Raw genomic sequence first — 18,722 nt, 5'->3', positions numbered from 1 at the left:
ATTCCAAACAACAATGACATTATTTCATGTTTTAGATATTTTGGGTGTTCTTGCATTTGCAATTTCTGGATCCCTAGTTGCAATGCGCAAAAAACTTGACCCATTTGGCGTATTTATTATTGCTTTTGCCACATCAGTAGGCGGCGGAACTTTAAGAGATGTTTTAATTGGTGCTCAACCTGTTTTTTGGATGAAAAATATAGAGTATATTTTTTTAATAATAGGCGCTTATATATTTTCAATATTTTTTAGAAAAAAATTAAAATACCTCAACAAATCACTACTTTTATTTGATACAATTGGACTTGGTTTGTACACCATTATGGGAACAGAAATTGGTTTAATAGCTAACTTTCATCCAATTATTATTATTTCAATTGCAACAATGTCGGCGGCTTTTGGAGGTGTTATTAGAGATATTTTATGCAATGAAATACCTATTATTTTTAGAAAAGAAATTTATGCTACAGCCAGCGTATTTGGATCTATGGTATTTTTAACATTGCATCATTTTAATTTCAATATCAATGTTATTTACATTTCAACTTCATTAATTGTAATTTCTATTCGCTTAATTGCTGTCATTTTTCATTTATCTTTACCTACATTTTACACAAAAAAAGATGATGGAATTTAACAGTTTTAAATCTTTAATCCCAAAGTTATCTGTAAACCCGTTAGGCGGTATAGAGTCTCAATTTAAATTGGCTCCAAAAATAAGAAAACGACTTACAGCAGAACTTATACAAGCACACAACCCTAAACCAGCGGCTGTGTTGGCTTTATTTTATCCAAATATTAACAATCAAACTCATATATTATTAACAAAAAGGGCAAATTATAAAGGTACACATGCCGCTCAAATAAGTTTTCCTGGCGGCAAGGTTGATACAAATGATATTAACCTACAAGCTACAGCATTGCGTGAGGCGCATGAAGAAGTTGGAATTAACATAACTAATATACAGGTTTTTAAAGAAATGACCCCCGTTTACATCCCTCCTAGTAATTTTTTAGTAAACCCTTACTTAGCTTACACACAAGAAACACCCATTTTTAAAAAAAACCATGAAGTAGCAACTATAATTGAAGTATCTCTAGTCGATTTTTTAAATGAAGCTTCAATTTCTATAGAAAACGTATCAACTTCATATGCAAGTAAAATTGACACACCTTGCTTTAAATTAAATGGTTATGTGGTTTGGGGAGCTACAGCTATGATGCTAAGTGAGATTAAAGATTTATTCCTTAAATTGTAACAAATTTTCTGTAAATTTGCTTAAAATCAAACCCTATACATTACAATGCCTATTTTTAAAAGGAATCCTTTTGGTCACATATTATTTATAAAAAGATGGCTCATTCGCTTTTTTGGAGTTGTTTCGCACGGTCGTTATCGTCGTTTTAATAAACTTCAAATCGAAGGTTCAGAAATTATTAGAAACCTACCCGAAACAAATGTACTTTTTGTTTCTAACCATCAAACTTACTTTGCCGATGTTGCGGCAATGTTACATGTGTTTAATGCCTCATTAAAAGGTAGAGTTGATACCATTAAAAACATTGGATACATTTGGAATCCAAAATTAAACATCTACTATATTGCTGCTTCAGAAACTATGAAAGCGGGACTTTTACCAAAGATTTTTGCTTATGTTGGTTCTATTTCAATTGAGCGAACTTGGAGAAGTAAAGGTCAAGATATTAAAAGACAAGTAAAAATGTCGGACATAAGTAATATCAAAAAAGCTTTAGACGATGGTTGGGTTATTACTTTTCCACAAGGTACTACAACACCTTTCAAACCAATTCGTCGTGGTACAGCACATATTATTAAAACCTACAAACCAATTGTTGTACCTATTGTGATTGATGGTTTTAGAAGATCGTTTGATAAAAAAGGATTGATTATTAAAAAAAGAGACGTTTTACAATCTATGGTAATTAAAGAGCCTATGAAAATTGACTATGAAAACGAATCTTTTGAAGAAATTGTAAAAAGAATTCAGTTTGAAATAGAGCAGGATCCTTCTTTTTTAAAGGTAATTTCACCTGAAGAATACAAATTACAAGAAGATGAATTGAATAAGAAACGAGAATTTTGGAGTTAATAAAACCAGCATTATAATTCGTTTTTCTTCCTAAAGTTGGAATAAAAAAAATCCTAAATATTTAAATATTTAGGATTTTTTTATTTTCAATATGATCAATTATTTATTCAAGTACATTTTTCTACGAGAGTATAACTCATAAAAAGCATCATCTTTTAAAGAATCAATAAACAAAATACTTTCTCCTGTAGATTTCATTTCAGGTCCTAACTTCTTATCTACATTAGGGAATTTATTGAATGAAAATACCGGTTGCTTAATTGCATAACCTTCTAACTGAGGGTTAAATGTAAAATCTTTTACTTTATTAACACCCAACATTACTTTGGTTGCAAAATTAACATAAGGCTCTTGGTATGCTTTTGAAATAAATGGAACCGTACGAGATGCTCTCGGGTTTGCTTCAATAATATAAACCACATCATCTTTAACTGCAAATTGAATATTGATTAATCCAACTGTTTTTAAAGCCAAAGCTATTTTTTTAGTATGATCTTTAATTTGTTGCATTACAAACTCACCTAAGTTAAAAGGAGGTAAAGTAGCATTAGAATCTCCAGAATGCACACCACAAGGTTCAATATGCTCCATAATACCTATAATATAAACATCTTCACCGTCACAAATTGCATCAGCTTCAGCTTCAATAGCACCATCTAAATAATGGTCTAACAATAGCATATTATTAGGAATACTTCTTAATAAATCTACAACGTGCTTTTCTAATTCTTCTTTGTTGATTACAATTTTCATTCCTTGTCCACCCAACACATAAGAAGGACGAACTAAAATTGGAAAATCTAAATTATCAGCAATTTCAGCTGCTTCATCAGCTGTAGTAGCTGTTCCGTATTTAGGGAAAGGTATTTCTAAATCTACCAATAACTCTGAGAAACGTTTTCTGTCTTCAGCTAAATCCAAAGCTTCAAAACTTGTTCCTATAATTTTAACACCCCATTTGTCTAATTTTTCAGCTAACTTTAAAGCAGTTTGACCACCTAACTGAACAATTACACCTTCTGGTTTTTCGTGTTCAATAATGTCATATATATGTTCCCAAAAAACAGGCTCAAAATATAATTTATCAGCAGTATCAAAATCTGTTGAAACAGTTTCTGGATTACAGTTAATCATAATAGTTTCATAACCAGCCTCTCTAGCTGCTAAAACTCCGTGAACACAGCAGTAATCAAATTCAATTCCTTGTCCAATTCTATTTGGCCCAGAACCTAATACGATTATTTTCTTTCTGTCGGTTACTACACTTTCGTTGTCTGATTTACTTACCCCTTCAGGGCTAATCATTTTATTTTCAAAAGTTGAATAGTAATAAGGAGTTTGAGCACTAAATTCTGCAGCACAAGTATCAACCAATTTATAAACACGATTGATATCTAAAGCTGTTCTTTTAGCTTTCACTTCACTTTCATAACAATCTAACATATGTGCAATTTGTCTGTCGGCAAAACCTTTTTGTTTAGCTTCTAACAACAATTCGTATGAAAGAGATTCTAATTTATGAGAAGAAATTTCATTTTCTAAAGCCAATAACTCTTCGTATTGTTTTAGATACCACATATCAATTTTGGTAATTTCGTGGATTCTACTTAATGGAATTCCAATTTGAATAGCATCATAAATTACAAAAACCCTATCCCAGCTTGGGTAAGTTAATTTTTGAATAATGGTATCATAATCTCTTTCACCTTTTCCATCTGCACCTAAACCATTGCGTTTAATTTCTAAAGATTGCGTTGCTTTGTGCAATGCTTCTTGAAACGAACGTCCAATTCCCATTACTTCACCAACAGATTTCATTTGCAAACCAACTGTTCTATCTGCTCCTTCAAATTTATCAAAGTTCCAACGTGGTATTTTTACAATAACATAATCTAATGTTGGCTCAAATAATGCTGAAGTTGTTTTTGTAATTTGGTTATTTAATTCATCTAAATTATAACCAATTGCTAGTTTAGCTGCAATTTTTGCAATAGGATATCCTGTTGCTTTTGAAGCCAATGCTGAAGAACGAGATACACGCGGATTGATTTCAATAGCAATAATATCTTCTTTTTCATCAGGACTTACAGCAAACTGAACGTTACATCCACCTGCAAAATCACCAATAGAACGCATCATATGGATTGCCATATCACGCATTCTTTGAAAAGTTTTATCGCTTAAAGTCATAGCTGGAGCTACCGTAATTGAATCTCCAGTATGAATTCCCATAGGATCCATATTTTCAATAGTACAAATAATAACAACATTGTCGTTACTATCTCTCAACAACTCTAATTCGTATTCTTTCCAGCCAAGTAAAGCTTTATCAATAATTACTTCGTGAATTGGAGAAGCTTCTAAACCTCTACTTAACAATTCATCAAAATCTTTTTTATCATATACTATTGAAGCTCCAAAACCACCCAAAGTAAATGAAGGACGAATTACCAACGGAAAACCGTATTCTTGTGCAATTTCTTTTCCTTTTAAAAACGAAGTAGCAGTTGTTGATGGCGCCTGACCAACACCAATTTTAATCATTAACTGTCTAAATTGTTCGCGATCTTCTGTAATGTTTATGGCATCAATATCAACACCTATTAATTCAACATTAAAATCTTCCCAAATACCTTTATCATCTGCCTCAATACATAAGTTTAATGCAGTTTGTCCACCCATTGTAGGTAAAACAGCATCAATGTTTGGGTGCATTTGTAAAATTTCAATAATAGATTTTGTAGTTAAAGGTTTTAAATAAACGTTATCAGCCAATGACGGGTCTGTCATAATGGTAGCTGGATTAGAGTTTATCAATGTTACTTCAATTCCTTCTTCTTTTAACGATCTAATAGCTTGCGAACCAGAATAATCAAATTCACACGCTTGACCAATAATAATTGGACCTGAACCAATTATCAAAATCGACTTAATGTTTTTGTTTTTAGGCATTCTTTTGTGTTAAATAAAATTTTGTAAATATCTATAAAAATCCGTTTTTTATAAAAATAAGTTTTCAAAACTTATTAAAAAAACATAAAAAAAGGTGTTACTGGTTAAAAGTAACACCTCAATATATAAAACTAATGTTTCATTATTTTTTTGGTCTAGGATCTGAAGAAACACTAATTCTCTTTCTACCTTTTGCTCTTCTTCTAGCCAACACCTTTCTACCAGTAGCAGAAGCCATACGCTCTCTAAATCCGTGTTTATTTCTTCTCTTTCTTTTTGACGGCTGATAAGTTCTTTTACTCATTATAAATATCTTTAAAAAATCGTGTTTCTGTTTAGTGCTTTTTTATAAGAAGTACTCTCCTTAAAAGCGTTGGCAAATATACAATTACTTTTGTTTTTGGCAAATAGAAATAAAAAAAAAATCAAAATATTATTCTTTTATCCCCAAAAGCGACTTTTAAAAGTGCCATTCTCACCTCTACAAACACTTTAAGTAACTGAATTTGATAAAATTAACTTTAAAAACATTTCAAAATATTTTTTCAAAAAAAACTAATATTTTTCTTCTTTCAAACTTTTTAAGTTTCCTTTTGTAAACTAAATTAGCTTTAGTACTTTTGCCCAAACCTACGAATAATGAAAAATACGAAATATGTTTTTGTAACTGGAGGCGTTACTTCTTCACTTGGAAAAGGAATTATAGCAGCATCCTTAGCAAAATTATTACAAGAAAGAGGCTACACTGTAACCATTCAAAAATTAGATCCATACATTAATATAGACCCAGGAACATTAAATCCGTACGAACATGGTGAATGTTATGTTACTGATGATGGTGCTGAAACTGATTTAGACCTTGGTCACTACGAACGTTTTTTAAACATACCAACTTCACAAGCAAATAACGTTACTACTGGTAGAATTTACCAATCTGTAATAGATAAAGAGCGTAAAGGTGAGTTTTTAGGGAAAACAGTTCAGGTAATTCCTCATATTACTGATGAAATTAAAGAGCGTATCCAATTATTAGGTAATACAGGCGAATTTGACATTGTAATTACCGAAATTGGAGGAACTGTTGGAGATATAGAATCACTGCCTTATGTAGAATCTGTTCGTCAATTACTTTGGGAACTAGGTCATGAAAATGCCATTGTAATTCATTTAACATTGGTGCCATATTTGGCTGCTGCTGGTGAGTTAAAAACAAAACCAACACAACACTCTGTTAAAATGTTAATGCAAAGTGGTGTGAGTCCAGATATTTTAGTTTGTAGAACTGAACATGAAATTTCAGATTCTATAAAAAGAAAATTAGCATTGTTTTGCAATGTTAAAGAAGAAGATGTAATTGAATCTATTGACGCTAAAACTATTTACGACGTACCTGTTTTAATGCTTGGAGAAGGTTTGGATAAAGTTGTATTGAAAAAATTTCAACTTCCTATAGACAAACAACCTGAGTTAAAAGTTTGGAATGAGTTTTTAACTAAATTTAAAAACCCTAAACATACTGTTGAAATAGGTTTGATTGGTAAATATGTTGAATTACATGATGCTTACAAATCTATCTCTGAAGCATTTATTCATGCGGGCGCTCAAAATGAAGTAAAAGTTAACATTAACTGGATTCATTCTGAAGATTTAACTGCTACAAACGTACCAAGAAAATTAAAAAACTTAAACGGTATTTTAGTTGCTCCTGGCTTTGGAGAACGTGGTATTGACGGTAAAATTGAAGCTGTAAGATATGCCCGTGAAAACAACATTCCTTTCTTTGGAATTTGTTTAGGAATGCAAATGGCTGTTATCGAATTTTCAAGAAACGTTCTTGGTTTAAAAGATGCCAATTCAAACGAAATGGATTCTGAAACTCAAAACCCTGTAATTGACTTAATGGAAGAGCAAAAAAGTATTACCAATTATGGTGGCACAATGCGTTTAGGTGCTTGGGATTGTCAGTTATTAAAAAATAGTAAAATAGCAAATATTTACAAAAAGGAATTGATTAGCGAAAGACACAGACATAGATATGAATTTAACAGCTCGTATTTAGAAGCTGTTGAAAAAGCAGGAATGATTGCCACTGGTAAAAATCCAAAAACCGATTTGGTTGAAGTTGTTGAAATACCATCACATCCATGGTTTGTTGGTGTACAATACCATCCAGAATATAAAAGTACGGTATTAAATCCACACCCTTTATTTGTAGATTTTGTAAAAGCTGCTTTGGAACACTCTTTGCTTTAATAGTCTATCATTATAAAAAATTAAATATATCGTTACAATTAGTACATTTGTCGTGCTTTTTAGAAGTTTTTAAATAAGCATATGACAAATTGACATTTTAAACAAACACATGGAAGAAAAAAAATTCGATTTTAATTCATTAATAGGTTTTGTATTATTAGGAGCTATTATGATTTGGTGGATGTACACCAACCAACCTACTCCAGAAGAATTAGCTGCAGAGAAAAAAGCAAAAACTGAGCAAGTACAAAAAGAAAATGAAGCCATTACAATTCAAAATGGTGAAAATACTACTGAAATTGCCATCCAAGCAACAGACTCTTTATCAATTGCTAAAGCACAAGCTCAACTTGGAGCATTTGCATATTCTGCTACTTTAGCTGATGCAGAAACAGTTTTAGAAAATGATGTACTTAAATTAACCATATCTAATAAAGGTGGACAAATAAAAGAAGCTTTACTAAAAAAACACGTTACTTACGATTCTTTACCTTTGTATATGATAAAAGACAACAATGCGTCTTTTAACATTCATTTTAATACCTCTGACAACAGAACATTAAATACACAAGATCTCTTTTTTGAACCTAGTTTTTCTAAAGATGGTGAAAACCAGGTACTTTCTATGAAATTAAAAGTATCTAGCTCTCAATATTTAGAGTATCGCTATGTTATAAAACCAGGTGAATACATGGTTGACTTTAACTTACGTTCACAAGGTTTAAATCAATACATTAACGGCAATCAACCTATAACTTTAGATTGGAATTTAGACGCTTACAGTCATGAAAAAAGTATTCGTTATGAAAACCAACAAACTGAAACCTATTTTGAAAAAGGAGATGAAGATATTGATTACCTTTCTGTAGGTAAAGAAGACGATACTGAAGAAAGTGACGTAAATTGGGTTGCTTATAAGCAACACTTTTTCTCAACTATTTTAATTACCGATGAAGCTTTCAAAACAGCAAAATTAACTTCTTCTACATTGTCTATTGATGAAGAAGTTGATACTACATTTACCAAAGCTTTTACGTTAAAAGCCCCTCTTGCTTTAGAAGGCGGTGAACTTAACTACAATATGAATTGGTATATTGGACCAAATGATTACGAAATATTAAAACAATACGACCGCAATATTAAAGCTGTTGTAAATTTAGGCTGGGGTATTTTTGGTTTCTTAAACAGGTATTTATTTATTCCTGTATTTAATTTTTTACAAGGTTTTATAGGTAACTACGGTTTAATCATAATTCTTATGACTATTGTTGTTAGAATTATAATGTCTCCTCTGGTTTATAAATCATATGTGTCAAGTGCAAAAATGAAGGTTTTAAAACCTGAAATGGAAGAAATTAACAACCGTTTACCAGGTAAGGAAAACGCAATGAAACGCCAACAAGAAACAATGGCACTACAAAGTAAAGCCGGTGTAAGCCCTCTTTCGGGTTGTATTCCAGCATTGTTACAAATGCCTGTTTTCTTTGCATTGTTTAAATTTTTCCCTGCAAATATAGATTTACGTCAAAAGCAATTTTTATGGGCCGATGATTTATCTTCATACGATTCTGTTTTTGAACTTCCTTTTCATATACCAATGTATGGATCTCACATTAGTTTGTTCCCTATTTTAGCATCTGTAGCAATTTTCTTTTATATGAAAATGAGTCAAAGTCAGCAAATGAATATGCAGCAACCTACACAAGAAGGTATGCCTGATATGCAGAAAATGATGAAAATGATGATGTATTTATCACCTATAATGATGTTAATTTTCTTCAACATGTATGCGAGTAGTTTAAGTTTGTATTACTTTGTTTCTAACTTATTAACTATCACAATTATGTTAATTATCAAACATTACATTATTGATGAAGAAAAGATCCACGCTAAAATTCAAGAAAACAAAAAGAAACCTAAAAAAGAAGGTAAGTTTAGAAAGCGTTTAAATGAAGCTATGAAACAAGCGCAAGAACAACAAGAAAAGCAAAAAAAGAAAAAATAACTTCTACTTTACATTAAAAAAACGTTCCAAAATTATTTTTTGGAACGTTTTTTTTTAACTTCGTTTTTTAAATTATTCAAATGTCAAAACTGAAGAGTGCCTATAAAATTTTAACAGATTTCAATTTAATTATTGAAATTCATGAAGGTGTTTTAAATGCTGGGGCTTATGTCAAATTTAAAGAATCACTAATTAAAGATCCATTATTTAAGGCAAATATGAATTATTTTTTAAATTTCAAAAAAGTACATTTTGAAATTGAGGCAGCTCATATCTCTCGTTTTGCCAGCTATATTGAAAGCAATGCCAGCTTATTTGGAAAAAGAAATGTAGCTATAATAACCAACACTCCAAGCCAAGTAGTGTCTGCTACTATGTACAAATTAATGCAAAAAGACCCTTCAATAAAACTAGAAATTTTTTCAACAGATGAAAAAGCACTGAGTTGGTTAAAAATACCAAATTCAAATAATACCGAGATTAAAGAAATTATTGAAACTTTATCTGATTCCATTACAAAATAAAAATTCTTGTTACAACTTAAAAAAGTCACAACAAGAATTTAAAATATTTTGAAAAAAATATTATGCTAAGCGTTTAAAAACGAAAGCACATTTTTTTCTATTCTTTCTGAAATATTACTTACATCCGATTTTACAAAATTTTCACCAGTAATTTTCTCATACAATTCAATGTATCTATCTGAAATTTCATTGATTTTAGCTTCATTCATTTCAGGAACAACTTGCCCATCTTTTCCTTGAAAGCCATTTTCAATTAACCACTGACGCACAAATTCTTTAGACAATTGTTTTTGAGCCTCCCCTTTTTGTTGTCTTTCAGCATAACCATCAGCATAAAAATAACGAGAAGAATCTGGTGTATGAATTTCATCAATCAACACAATTTTACCATCTTTTGTTTTTCCAAATTCGTATTTTGTGTCAACTAAAATCAAACCACGCTCGGCTGCAATTTCAGTACCACGCGCAAACAATGCTCTTGTATATTTTTCTAAAACTTCATAATCATCTTTAGAAACAATCCCTTTTGCCAAAATCGCTTCTTTTGAAATATCTTCATCATGTTCACCATTATCTGCTTTTGTTGAAGGTGTAATAATTGGTTCAGGAAATTTGTCATTTTCTTTTAAACCATCAGGCATTGAAACACCACACAATACTCTTTTTCCTAATTTATATTCACGTGCAGCGTGACCTGATAAATAACCTCTAATAACCATTTCAACTTTAAAAGGATCACACATATGCCCTATTGCAACATTTGGATCTGGAATTGAAATAATCCAGTTTGGAACAATATCTTTGGTTGCATCCATCATTTTAGCAGCAATCTGATTTAAAATTTGTCCTTTAAATGGAATCTGTTTTGGCATTACCACATCAAAAGCCGAAAGCCTATCTGATGCGATCATTACCAAAAGTTCATCGTTTAAGTTATAAACTTCCCTAACTTTTCCTTTGTAAACCGATTTTTGATTGGGAAAATTAAAATTTGTATTGTTGATTGTATTGCTCATCTTATTATTTTGTAATCGTTTAATTATATATTTATATGAGAAGTGAGATATTAGAATTTAGAAGTTGTAAAGCTATAACAGACTTTTAATTCACTCCTAATTATTCATTATCCATTATTCATTTTTAATTGTTAATTGTTAACTATTAATTAATTTACTCATCTCCTATTTCCAGGTTTTTATATGCTGAAATAATTTCTTTAACCAATTTATGTCTAATCACATCTTTATCGTCAAAATAAACAAATGCAATTCCTTTTATATCCTTTAAAGTAAGAATAGCCTCTTTTAAACCTGAAATTTGACGCCTTGGTAAATCAATTTGCCCAGGATCACCGTTAATTACAAATCGAGCACTTTTACCCATACGCGTTAAAAACATTTTCATTTGACTATGAGTTGTATTTTGAGCTTCGTCTAAAATTACAAAAGCATTGTCTAGCGTTCTACCACGCATAAAAGCCAAAGGCGCAATCTCTATAATTCCTTTTTCAATATACGAATCCAATCGTTCAAAGGGTATCATATCTCTTAAAGCATCATATAAAGGTTGCATGTAAGGGTCTAGTTTTTCCTTTAAATCTCCTGGTAAAAAACCTAAATTTTCACCTGATTCTACAGCCGGACGTGTTAAAACAATTCTCTTTACCTCTTTTTCTTTCAGTGCTTTTACTGCCAATGCAACAGCTGTATATGTTTTACCTGTACCTGCAGGACCAATAGCAAAAAGCATATCATTTTTTGCCATTTTTTCAACCATATTACGCTGATTGATAGTTTGAGCTTTTATTAATTTTCCACTTACACCATGTACCAAAACATCGTCATTCAATTTTGCATTTTTTTGTTCGTTACCATTTAACATTAAAATGCGCTCAATACTATTTTCGTCCAATTTATTATACTTATTAAAATATCTAATAAGCATATCCAACCTTTTTTCAAATTCATCTAAAATTTCAGGCTCGCCAAAAGCTTTTAAATTGGTTCCTCGGGCTACAATTTTAAGTTTTGGATAAAATTTTTGCAAAATTTCAATATTAACATTTTGCGTTCCAAACAAGTCATTTGGATTAATATCAGTTAGTTCAATCAGGCGTTCGTTCAAATGATAAAAGTGTTAGGTTTATATAAAAATTGTCTTCAAAATAACCGAATAATTGATTAGATTTGTAAACAAATTTAAATATAACATTTAACAATATTTAATGCTTAACCAATAAGTTTTAAACATTTTATTAAGTGCTTAAAAATTGCTTTTTTAAAAGAATTCTTAGCTATTTTATATGTCAATAATTACACTAACTACTGATTTTGGGACAAAAGACCACTTTGTTGGAGCCATAAAAGGCACTATCTACAGTGAATTGTCTACAGCAAGAATTGTTGATATATCGCATCAAATTTCGCCATTTAACATTCCTGAAACTGCCTATATTTTAAAAAATGCTTACAAAAGTTTTCCTGATGGAAGCATACATATTATTGGTGTAGATTCTGAATTAACTTCAGAAAACAAACATATTGCTATATTTTTAGACAACCATTATTTTATTTGTCCAGATAATGGCATTATTTCATTGTTGGCTTCAGATATAAATCCTGAAAAAATTGTTGAAATTAATATACACGACAGAGTTGAGACGAGTTTTCCTGTTATGGATGTTTTTGTAAAAGTAGCCTGCCATATTGCCAGAGGTGGAACTTTAGAAGTTATTGGAAAACCAATTACCAAATACACTAAAATAGTAGAATTACAACCAACTATTTCTAACGACAATTCAACCATTTTGGGTAATGTTATTTATATTGATAATTATGGCAACGTAATTTGTAATGTTACTAAAAAATTATTTCAAGAAATTGGCAAAGGACGTGAATTTGAGATTGCCGCCAATAGCTATAAGTTTAATAAAATTAATAAAAAATACAGTGATATTGTTGATTTTACCCTACCAAAAGAGCAACGACAAAAAGATGGTAGCAAAATGGCTATTTTTAATTCGGCTAACTACCTTGAAATTGCTATTTACCGTAGTAATTTAGATACCGTTGGTGGTGCATCAACGCTTCTAGGCTTAAATTATCGCGATGTAATTTCAATTAAATTCTCATAAAAAGCTTCAATAAATGTTGATACGAATTGTAAAAATAAATTATAAAAAAAGTCTTTTCTAAAGATACCTTCAAAAATTAAAACATAAAATAAGATCACATAATTAAATAAAAATCAATGTTTTCCATATTAAAAAAAGAACTTAATTCGTTTTTCTCCTCTCCAATTGCTTACTTGGTAATTGCAGTTTATTTGATAATTAACGGACTTTTTTTATGGATTTTTAAAGGTGATTTTAATATTTTACATGCTGGATTTGCAGATTTAAACAGTTACTTTTTTTTAGCACCTTGGATTTTTATTTTTTTAATTCCTGCCATAACAATGCGCAGTTTTTCGGATGAAATTAACACAGGTACCATTGAAATTTTAAAAACAAAACCCATCACAATTTGGCAACTTATTACTGGTAAATATTTTGGTGCGCTTATCTTGGCAATTTTAGCCATATCGCCAACTTTAATTTATATTTATAGTATTTACCAATTAGGAAACCCTGTTGGAAACATTAATTTTGGAACCACCATCGGATCATTTTTAGGGCTACTATTTTTAGTTAGTGCTTATACAGCCATTGGCGTTTTTTCATCAACTATTTCAAAAAATCAAATTGTTTCTTTTATTATTGGGGCAATGCTTTCGTTTTTTCTATTTTATGGTTTTGAAGCACTCAATACTATTCAACAATTTCAAAATTTAGATATCGCTCAACTTGGAATGAGTGCACATTTTAACAGTATTAGCAAAGGTGTACTTGATACAAGCGACTTAATTTATTTTGCTTCTATTACCTTTTTCTTTTTGTTTATTACGCAATTCAAAATTAAAAGCGAAACCATAAACTACACTAAAATAGCGATTGTTTTTTTAGGTTTAATTCTTTTAAACTATAGCGCTTCACAATATTACAAACGCTTTGATTTAACCGAAGATCACCGTTATACTTTAGCTGATGCAACTAAAAATACTTTAAATAATATTAACGATATACTTACTGTAAATGTGTATTTGCAAGGTGATTTTCCTGCGGAATTTAAAAGACTTCAAACCGAAACAAAACTACATTTAGAAGAGTTAAAAAATATAAACAATAACATTCATTTTAAATTTATAAATCCTGAAAATATTGCTGAAGAATTAATAAAATCTGGATTAGAACCAAGCAGCCTACAAATTCAAGAAAATGGAAAACTTTCTGAAATTGTAATTTTCCCTTACGCAGTAATCAATTATAAAAATAAGACCGAAAATATTTCGTTGTTAAAAGATATTTTTGCCAATTCCCAAAACGAACAGTTAGAAAGTTCTATTCAGAATTTAGAGTATGCTTTTGCAAATGCAATTCAAAAAATAACGACTCAAAAATCAAAAAAAATTGCCATCATAAAAGGAAATGGCGAATTAGATGACATTTATATAGCCGACTTTTTACGCACTTTAAACCAATACTATTTTTTAGCGCCATTTACCTTAGATTCTGTAAAAACACAGGCTCAAAAAACACTTCAAGAAATTTTAAATTATGATTTAGCAATTATTGCCAAACCTACCGAAAAATTTAGTGAAGAAGAAAAGTTTACCCTTGATCAGTTTACAATGAAAGGCGGAAAAACATTGTGGTTAATAGACAATGTACAAGCCGAATTGGATAGTTTAATGAATACTGGCGAAGCATTGGCTTACCCAAGAGACTTGGCTTTAACCGATTTATTTTTTAATTATGGCGTACGAATTAACTATAATTTAATTACTGATTTAAACAGCTCTGAAATTCCGTTAGCAACCGGAAATATTGGAAATCAAACACAATTCAATCAATTTCCTTGGAAATATTACCCTTTGGTAAATTCGCAAAACAATCATCCTATAAACAACAATATTGAAGCTGTAAATTTAAAATTTGCAAATAGTATAGATACCTTAAAAAACGGCATTCAAAAAACAATTTTATTACAAAGTTCACCTTTTTCTATACCCGAAGGTACACCAACAATTGTAGCGCTAAAGTCTATTGCAGTTCAACCAAACCAAAATGAATACAACGATGGAAATCAACCTATTGGCGTTTTATTAGAAGGCAATTTTAAATCGGCTTATTCAGGGCGAATTAAACCATTTCAAACAAATTTTAAAGACATTAGCAAGCCTACAAAAATGATTGTAATTGCTGATGGAGATATTATTTCAAACGAAATTTCAAAAGGAAAACCTCTTGAATTAGGCGTTAATAAATGGACCAATCAACGTTATGGAAATAAAGAATTTTTATTGAATTCTGTAAATTACCTTTTAGACGATACTGGGCTGATTAATATTCGTTCAAAAACAATAAAAATCAACTTTTTAAACAAACAAAAAGCTTTTGAAGAATCGGGTAAATGGCAACTTATAAACATTGTTTTTCCTTTGGTACTTCTTTTAATTTTCGGACTGACTTTCAACTTCTTAAGAAAGAAAAAATACCAATAATTTTTTCAAAAATACTTCATAAATAATTGTTAAAAATTATTACAAAAGTAAATTCAGCCTAGTTTAAAAACTATATTTGTTATCTAACTAAAATTTACTACAATGATTAAAAAACTATTTATCCTTACATTATTAGTTGGATTGTCTTCAACAATAAACGCACAAATTAAAACACCGCAACCTAGTCCTGCTGCCAAATTAGAGCAAGTTGTAGGTTTAACTGATGTAACTATTGAATATTCTCGCCCATCTATGCGCGGCAGAACAATTTTTGGAGATTTAGTTCCTTATGGTAAAATGTGGAGAACTGGCGCAAATGCAAATACAAAAATTACTTTTGGAGATAATGTTACCATTGACGGACAAGAATTAAAAAAAGGAACTTATGCTATTTACACCATTCCTAATGAAAAAAATTGGGATGTGATTTTTTACAGCGATGCCAATAACTGGGGAATACCTCAACAATGGGATGAAAGTAAAGTTGCTGCAAAAACAACTGTTGATGCTTTAACAATTAGTGAAAACATAGAGACTTTTACAATTGAAATTGATGACTTAAAAACAAATTCAGCGGTACTTGGAATTCTTTGGGCTAACATTTATGTGGGCGTAACTTTTGAAGTTCCTACCGATAAAATTGCATCAAAAAGTATTGAAACTGTGATGGCAGGCCCTACAAAAAACGATTATTTTCAAGCTGCATCTTTTTATCAAGCTGAAGGAAAAGACTTAAAACAAGCATTAACTTGGATTAAAAAGGCTTGTGAAGGTGATGATGCTCCGTTTTGGTATTTAAGAAGAATGAGCTTAATACAAGCTGATATGGGCGACAAAGCAGGAGCAATAGCTACTGCTAAAAAATCGTTGGCAGGTGCTGAAAAAGCAAAAAATGCTGACTATATTAAAATGAATAAAGAATCAATTGCTGAATGGTCAAAATAATGATTTCAAAATTTAAATTAACACTGGTTTTTCTATTTATTACAACCATAACTTTTGCGCAAGTAAGCCCTAGAACTCAAGTTTCTGGCATTGCTGAAGATGTTGTTATTGATATAGATTATGGTGCACCTAGCGTTAAAAACAGAACTATCTGGGGAGAATTGGTGCCTTACGGAAAAGTATGGAGAGCTGGCGCAAATGAAAATACAACCGTGTCTTTTAGCGAAGATGTTTCTATTGCAGACACCATTGTACCTGCTGGGAAATATGGATTTTTTATTATTCCAAATGAAAATGATGACTGGACAGTTATTTTAAGTACAAAAAATGATGCTTGGGGATCTAATAGATACAACCAAGAAAATGATTTGTTAAGACTTAAAGTAACTCCTGTTTTTGAAAACAAAAGTCAGGAAGTACTAGCCTATTCTGTAAAAGAAAATAAAATAAATTTTGCTTGGGAAAAAGCAAGATTTACAATTCCTGTAAATTAATTTTTAACATCTACAAAACCAAAAAAACCTTGTAAGAAGTATTTCTTACAAGGTTTTTTTATGAATAAAAATTTGAATCCTATACAGCAACCAACTTATTTTTAGTAAATATTTGAATTATTACAGCTATAAGCATAACCAAAGCACAACCAAATAAATTCAGCCATAAATAAGGCATCCAATCAAAATACCAACCTATAATTACAATAACCTGCGTAATTAAAGCTGCCAAAAAAACAGCATTGCTTTTTACATATTTAATAAAAAATGCCAATAAGAAAATTCCTAAAACATTTCCATAGAAAATAGACCCAATAATATTTACCAACTGTATTAAATTATCAAATAAACTCGCCACACAAGCTACTGAAATTGCAATAATACCCCAAGTTAAAGTAAACCACTTTGAAGCTTTAACATAGTGCGCATCGGTTTTTTTAGAAGTCACATTTCTTTTATACAAATCGATAGCTGTTGTACTTGCCAACGCATTTAATTCTGATGCTGTACTGGACATTGCTGCTGATAATATTACAGCTAACAATAAGCCAATCAGTCCGCGGGGTAAATTATTCAATATAAAATGAATAAATACATAATCCTTATCGTTAGTTTCTGCTGAAGGAGCTGCTTTTATAATCAACGCTTTGGCTTGCGCTCTATTTTCAATATCTAAAGCATTTAAATTTTTAATTTCAGTAACCAAACCTACATTGTTTAAATTATTTCCATATTTTAAATTTACTTCAGCTTTTTGTAACTCAATTTCTTTGTGTTTATTTTCTAACTGCTCATATTCAGCACCATAAATTGAATTTTGAACCGTTTTTGTTGCTGCCGGATTGAAATTTAAGGGCGAAGCATTGAATTGATAAAACACAAAAACCATTACACCCACCAATAAAATAAAAAACTGCATAGGCACTTTTAACAAACCGTTAAATATGAGTCCTAATTGCATTTCTTTTACAGATTTACCTGATAAATATCGTTGTACCTGACTTTGATCTGTTCCAAAATAAGAAAGTGCTAAAAAACTTCCACCAATAATTCCACTCCAAAATGTATACCTGTTATCTAAATTAAAAGAGAAATCTAAAATATCCATTTTACCACTAGCACCAGCAATTTTTAATGCTTTTGAAAAAGAAATATCAGCAGGTAAATAACTTACAATTAAATAAAATGCAACAAACATCCCTGCAAAAATAACAGCCATTTGCTGTTTTTGAGTTACACTAACTGCTTTTGTACCACCTGTAACTGTATAAATTATTACAAGTGTCCCAATTAAAATATTTAAAGTTGTTAAATCCCAACCTAAAACCGCTGATAGAATAATTGCAGGCGCAAAAATGGTAATTCCGGCAGCCAAACCCCGCTGAATTAAAAACAAAATTGCAGCCAAACTCCTTGTTTTTAAATCAAAACGAGTTTCTAAATATTCATAAGCAGTATATACTTTTAAACGATGGTAAATTGGAATAAAAACCAAACAAATAATTACCATAGCAATTGGCAATCCAAAGTAAAACTGAACAAATCCCATACCGCTATGAAAAGCTTGTCCTGGCGTTGATAAAAAAGTAATGGCACTGGCTTGCGTTGCCATTACAGACAAGCCTATTGTCCACCATTTGGCTTCACTTCCACCTTTTATATAATCATCAACATTTTTACTTCCTTTGGTTTTGTAAACTCCGTAAGCAACAATAAAAAACAAAGTTCCAATAAGTACAATCCAGTCTAATTGTTGCATGTTACACGTATATTTTCATTAATATATAAAACAACACAATATAAACTGCATTTAAAATTAGCACAACCGAATATTCCT

The 18,722-nt window shown here is 30.6% G+C and carries 15 protein-coding genes; 10 read left to right on the top strand and 5 right to left on the bottom strand.

Annotated elements, in window-relative coordinates; all coding sequences use genetic code 11:
* Nucleotides 1-13: 13 nt before the first annotated feature.
* Genes EC396_RS11660 through EC396_RS11650 form a run of 3 tightly spaced genes read left to right on the top strand, consistent with a single transcriptional unit; the run spans nucleotide 14 to nucleotide 2,111 of the window.
* A complete protein-coding gene (locus EC396_RS11660; protein WP_129366865.1) occupies nucleotides 14-637 on the top strand; it encodes a trimeric intracellular cation channel family protein in 624 nt (207 codons plus the stop codon).
* Nucleotides 624-1,259 (top strand): CoA pyrophosphatase, encoded by a 636-nt coding sequence (locus EC396_RS11655; RefSeq protein ID WP_370276484.1) that lies wholly within the window; start codon nucleotides 624-626, stop codon nucleotides 1,257-1,259. Before EC396_RS11660 ends, EC396_RS11655 begins: the two co-directional genes overlap by 14 nt.
* Nucleotides 1,260-1,304: 45 nt before the next feature.
* Nucleotides 1,305-2,111, top strand: coding sequence for a 1-acyl-sn-glycerol-3-phosphate acyltransferase (locus tag EC396_RS11650; protein ID WP_129366864.1), 807 nt, complete (start codon nucleotides 1,305-1,307; stop codon nucleotides 2,109-2,111).
* A gap of 99 nt (nucleotides 2,112-2,210) precedes the next feature.
* Here the strand turns inward: EC396_RS11650 and carB are convergent, their stop codons facing one another.
* Nucleotides 2,211-5,063: a carbamoyl-phosphate synthase large subunit gene (gene carB / locus EC396_RS11645; protein ID WP_129366863.1), complete on the bottom strand. Its 2,853-nt coding sequence runs from the start codon at nucleotides 5,061-5,063 to the stop codon at nucleotides 2,211-2,213.
* A gap of 142 nt (nucleotides 5,064-5,205) precedes the next feature.
* Entirely contained in the window at nucleotides 5,206-5,367 is a 162-nt protein-coding gene (gene rpmH / locus EC396_RS11640; protein WP_090221690.1) for a 50S ribosomal protein L34, read from the bottom strand.
* A gap of 335 nt (nucleotides 5,368-5,702) precedes the next feature.
* Here rpmH and EC396_RS11635 point away from each other — a divergent pair, with 335 nt between their 5' ends.
* From EC396_RS11635 to EC396_RS11625, 3 genes are all read left to right on the top strand, one after another.
* Nucleotides 5,703-7,316: a CTP synthase gene (locus EC396_RS11635; protein ID WP_129366862.1), complete on the top strand. Its 1,614-nt coding sequence runs from the start codon at nucleotides 5,703-5,705 to the stop codon at nucleotides 7,314-7,316.
* Nucleotides 7,317-7,425: 109 nt separating this feature from the next.
* A complete protein-coding gene (gene yidC / locus EC396_RS11630) occupies nucleotides 7,426-9,321 on the top strand; it encodes a membrane protein insertase YidC (protein ID WP_129366861.1) in 1,896 nt (631 codons plus the stop codon).
* An 80-nt stretch (nucleotides 9,322-9,401) separates the two neighbouring features.
* The gene (locus EC396_RS11625; RefSeq protein WP_129366860.1) at nucleotides 9,402-9,845 is read left to right on the top strand and encodes a hypothetical protein; all 444 of its coding nucleotides are present in this window, start codon (nucleotides 9,402-9,404) and stop codon (nucleotides 9,843-9,845) included.
* A gap of 65 nt (nucleotides 9,846-9,910) precedes the next feature.
* On the opposite strand, the gene EC396_RS11620 is transcribed toward EC396_RS11625, so the two are convergent.
* Both EC396_RS11620 and EC396_RS11615 read right to left on the bottom strand, forming a co-directional pair.
* Nucleotides 9,911-10,861, bottom strand: coding sequence for a phosphoribosylaminoimidazolesuccinocarboxamide synthase (locus tag EC396_RS11620; protein ID WP_129366859.1), 951 nt, complete (start codon nucleotides 10,859-10,861; stop codon nucleotides 9,911-9,913).
* Between the two features lie 154 nt (nucleotides 10,862-11,015).
* Nucleotides 11,016-11,969, bottom strand: a complete 954-nt coding sequence (locus EC396_RS11615) for a PhoH family protein (RefSeq protein WP_129366858.1) — start codon at nucleotides 11,967-11,969, stop codon at nucleotides 11,016-11,018.
* Between the two features lie 178 nt (nucleotides 11,970-12,147).
* Here EC396_RS11615 and EC396_RS11610 point away from each other — a divergent pair, with 178 nt between their 5' ends.
* The 4 genes from EC396_RS11610 (at nucleotide 12,148) to EC396_RS11595 (ending at nucleotide 16,885) form a co-directional block, all read left to right on the top strand.
* Complete coding sequence (locus EC396_RS11610; RefSeq protein WP_129366857.1) at nucleotides 12,148-12,978, top strand: S-adenosyl-l-methionine hydroxide adenosyltransferase family protein; 831 nt, start codon at nucleotides 12,148-12,150, stop codon at nucleotides 12,976-12,978.
* A 116-nt stretch (nucleotides 12,979-13,094) separates the two neighbouring features.
* Entirely contained in the window at nucleotides 13,095-15,446 is a 2,352-nt protein-coding gene (gene gldG / locus EC396_RS11605) for a gliding motility-associated ABC transporter substrate-binding protein GldG (RefSeq protein ID WP_129366856.1), read from the top strand.
* 102 nt (nucleotides 15,447-15,548) lie between these two features.
* The gene (locus EC396_RS11600) at nucleotides 15,549-16,391 is read left to right on the top strand and encodes a DUF2911 domain-containing protein (RefSeq protein WP_129366855.1); all 843 of its coding nucleotides are present in this window, start codon (nucleotides 15,549-15,551) and stop codon (nucleotides 16,389-16,391) included.
* On the top strand, nucleotides 16,391-16,885 hold the full coding sequence (locus EC396_RS11595) for a DUF2911 domain-containing protein (protein ID WP_164975256.1): 495 nt from the start codon (nucleotides 16,391-16,393) through the stop codon (nucleotides 16,883-16,885). The genes EC396_RS11600 and EC396_RS11595 overlap by 1 nt, the downstream gene beginning before the upstream one ends.
* A 79-nt stretch (nucleotides 16,886-16,964) precedes the next feature.
* Here EC396_RS11595 and EC396_RS11590 read toward each other — a convergent pair whose 3' ends face one another.
* On the bottom strand, nucleotides 16,965-18,644 hold the full coding sequence (locus tag EC396_RS11590; protein ID WP_129366853.1) for a sodium:solute symporter: 1,680 nt from the start codon (nucleotides 18,642-18,644) through the stop codon (nucleotides 16,965-16,967).
* Nucleotides 18,645-18,722: the final 78 nt, after the last annotated feature.

Origin of the sequence: Lutibacter sp. HS1-25 (assembly GCF_004121075.1) — a bacterium.
In the GTDB taxonomy this organism is placed as follows: domain Bacteria; phylum Bacteroidota; class Bacteroidia; order Flavobacteriales; family Flavobacteriaceae; genus Lutibacter.
This window is presented reverse-complemented; position numbering and strand designations above follow the sequence as displayed.

What these genes read in the sequence shown, in the direction of transcription:
- EC396_RS11660 (WP_129366865.1), top strand. Translation starts at nt 14, where the DNA reads ATGACATTATTTCATGTTTTAGATATTTTGGGTGTTCTTGCATTTGCA.
- EC396_RS11655 (WP_370276484.1), top strand. Translation starts at nt 624, where the DNA reads ATGATGGAATTTAACAGTTTTAAATCTTTAATCCCAAAGTTATCTGTA.
- EC396_RS11650 (WP_129366864.1), top strand. Translation starts at nt 1,305, where the DNA reads ATGCCTATTTTTAAAAGGAATCCTTTTGGTCACATATTATTTATAAAA.
- carB (WP_129366863.1), bottom strand. Translation starts at nt 5,063, where the DNA reads ATGCCTAAAAACAAAAACATTAAGTCGATTTTGATAATTGGTTCAGGT.
- rpmH (WP_090221690.1), bottom strand. Translation starts at nt 5,367, where the DNA reads ATGAGTAAAAGAACTTATCAGCCGTCAAAAAGAAAGAGAAGAAATAAA.
- EC396_RS11635 (WP_129366862.1), top strand. Translation starts at nt 5,703, where the DNA reads ATGAAAAATACGAAATATGTTTTTGTAACTGGAGGCGTTACTTCTTCA.
- yidC (WP_129366861.1), top strand. Translation starts at nt 7,426, where the DNA reads ATGGAAGAAAAAAAATTCGATTTTAATTCATTAATAGGTTTTGTATTA.
- EC396_RS11625 (WP_129366860.1), top strand. Translation starts at nt 9,402, where the DNA reads ATGTCAAAACTGAAGAGTGCCTATAAAATTTTAACAGATTTCAATTTA.
- EC396_RS11620 (WP_129366859.1), bottom strand. Translation starts at nt 10,861, where the DNA reads ATGAGCAATACAATCAACAATACAAATTTTAATTTTCCCAATCAAAAA.
- EC396_RS11610 (WP_129366857.1), top strand. Translation starts at nt 12,148, where the DNA reads ATGTCAATAATTACACTAACTACTGATTTTGGGACAAAAGACCACTTT.
- gldG (WP_129366856.1), top strand. Translation starts at nt 13,095, where the DNA reads ATGTTTTCCATATTAAAAAAAGAACTTAATTCGTTTTTCTCCTCTCCA.
- EC396_RS11600 (WP_129366855.1), top strand. Translation starts at nt 15,549, where the DNA reads ATGATTAAAAAACTATTTATCCTTACATTATTAGTTGGATTGTCTTCA.
- EC396_RS11595 (WP_164975256.1), top strand. Translation starts at nt 16,391, where the DNA reads ATGATTTCAAAATTTAAATTAACACTGGTTTTTCTATTTATTACAACC.
- EC396_RS11590 (WP_129366853.1), bottom strand. Translation starts at nt 18,644, where the DNA reads ATGCAACAATTAGACTGGATTGTACTTATTGGAACTTTGTTTTTTATT.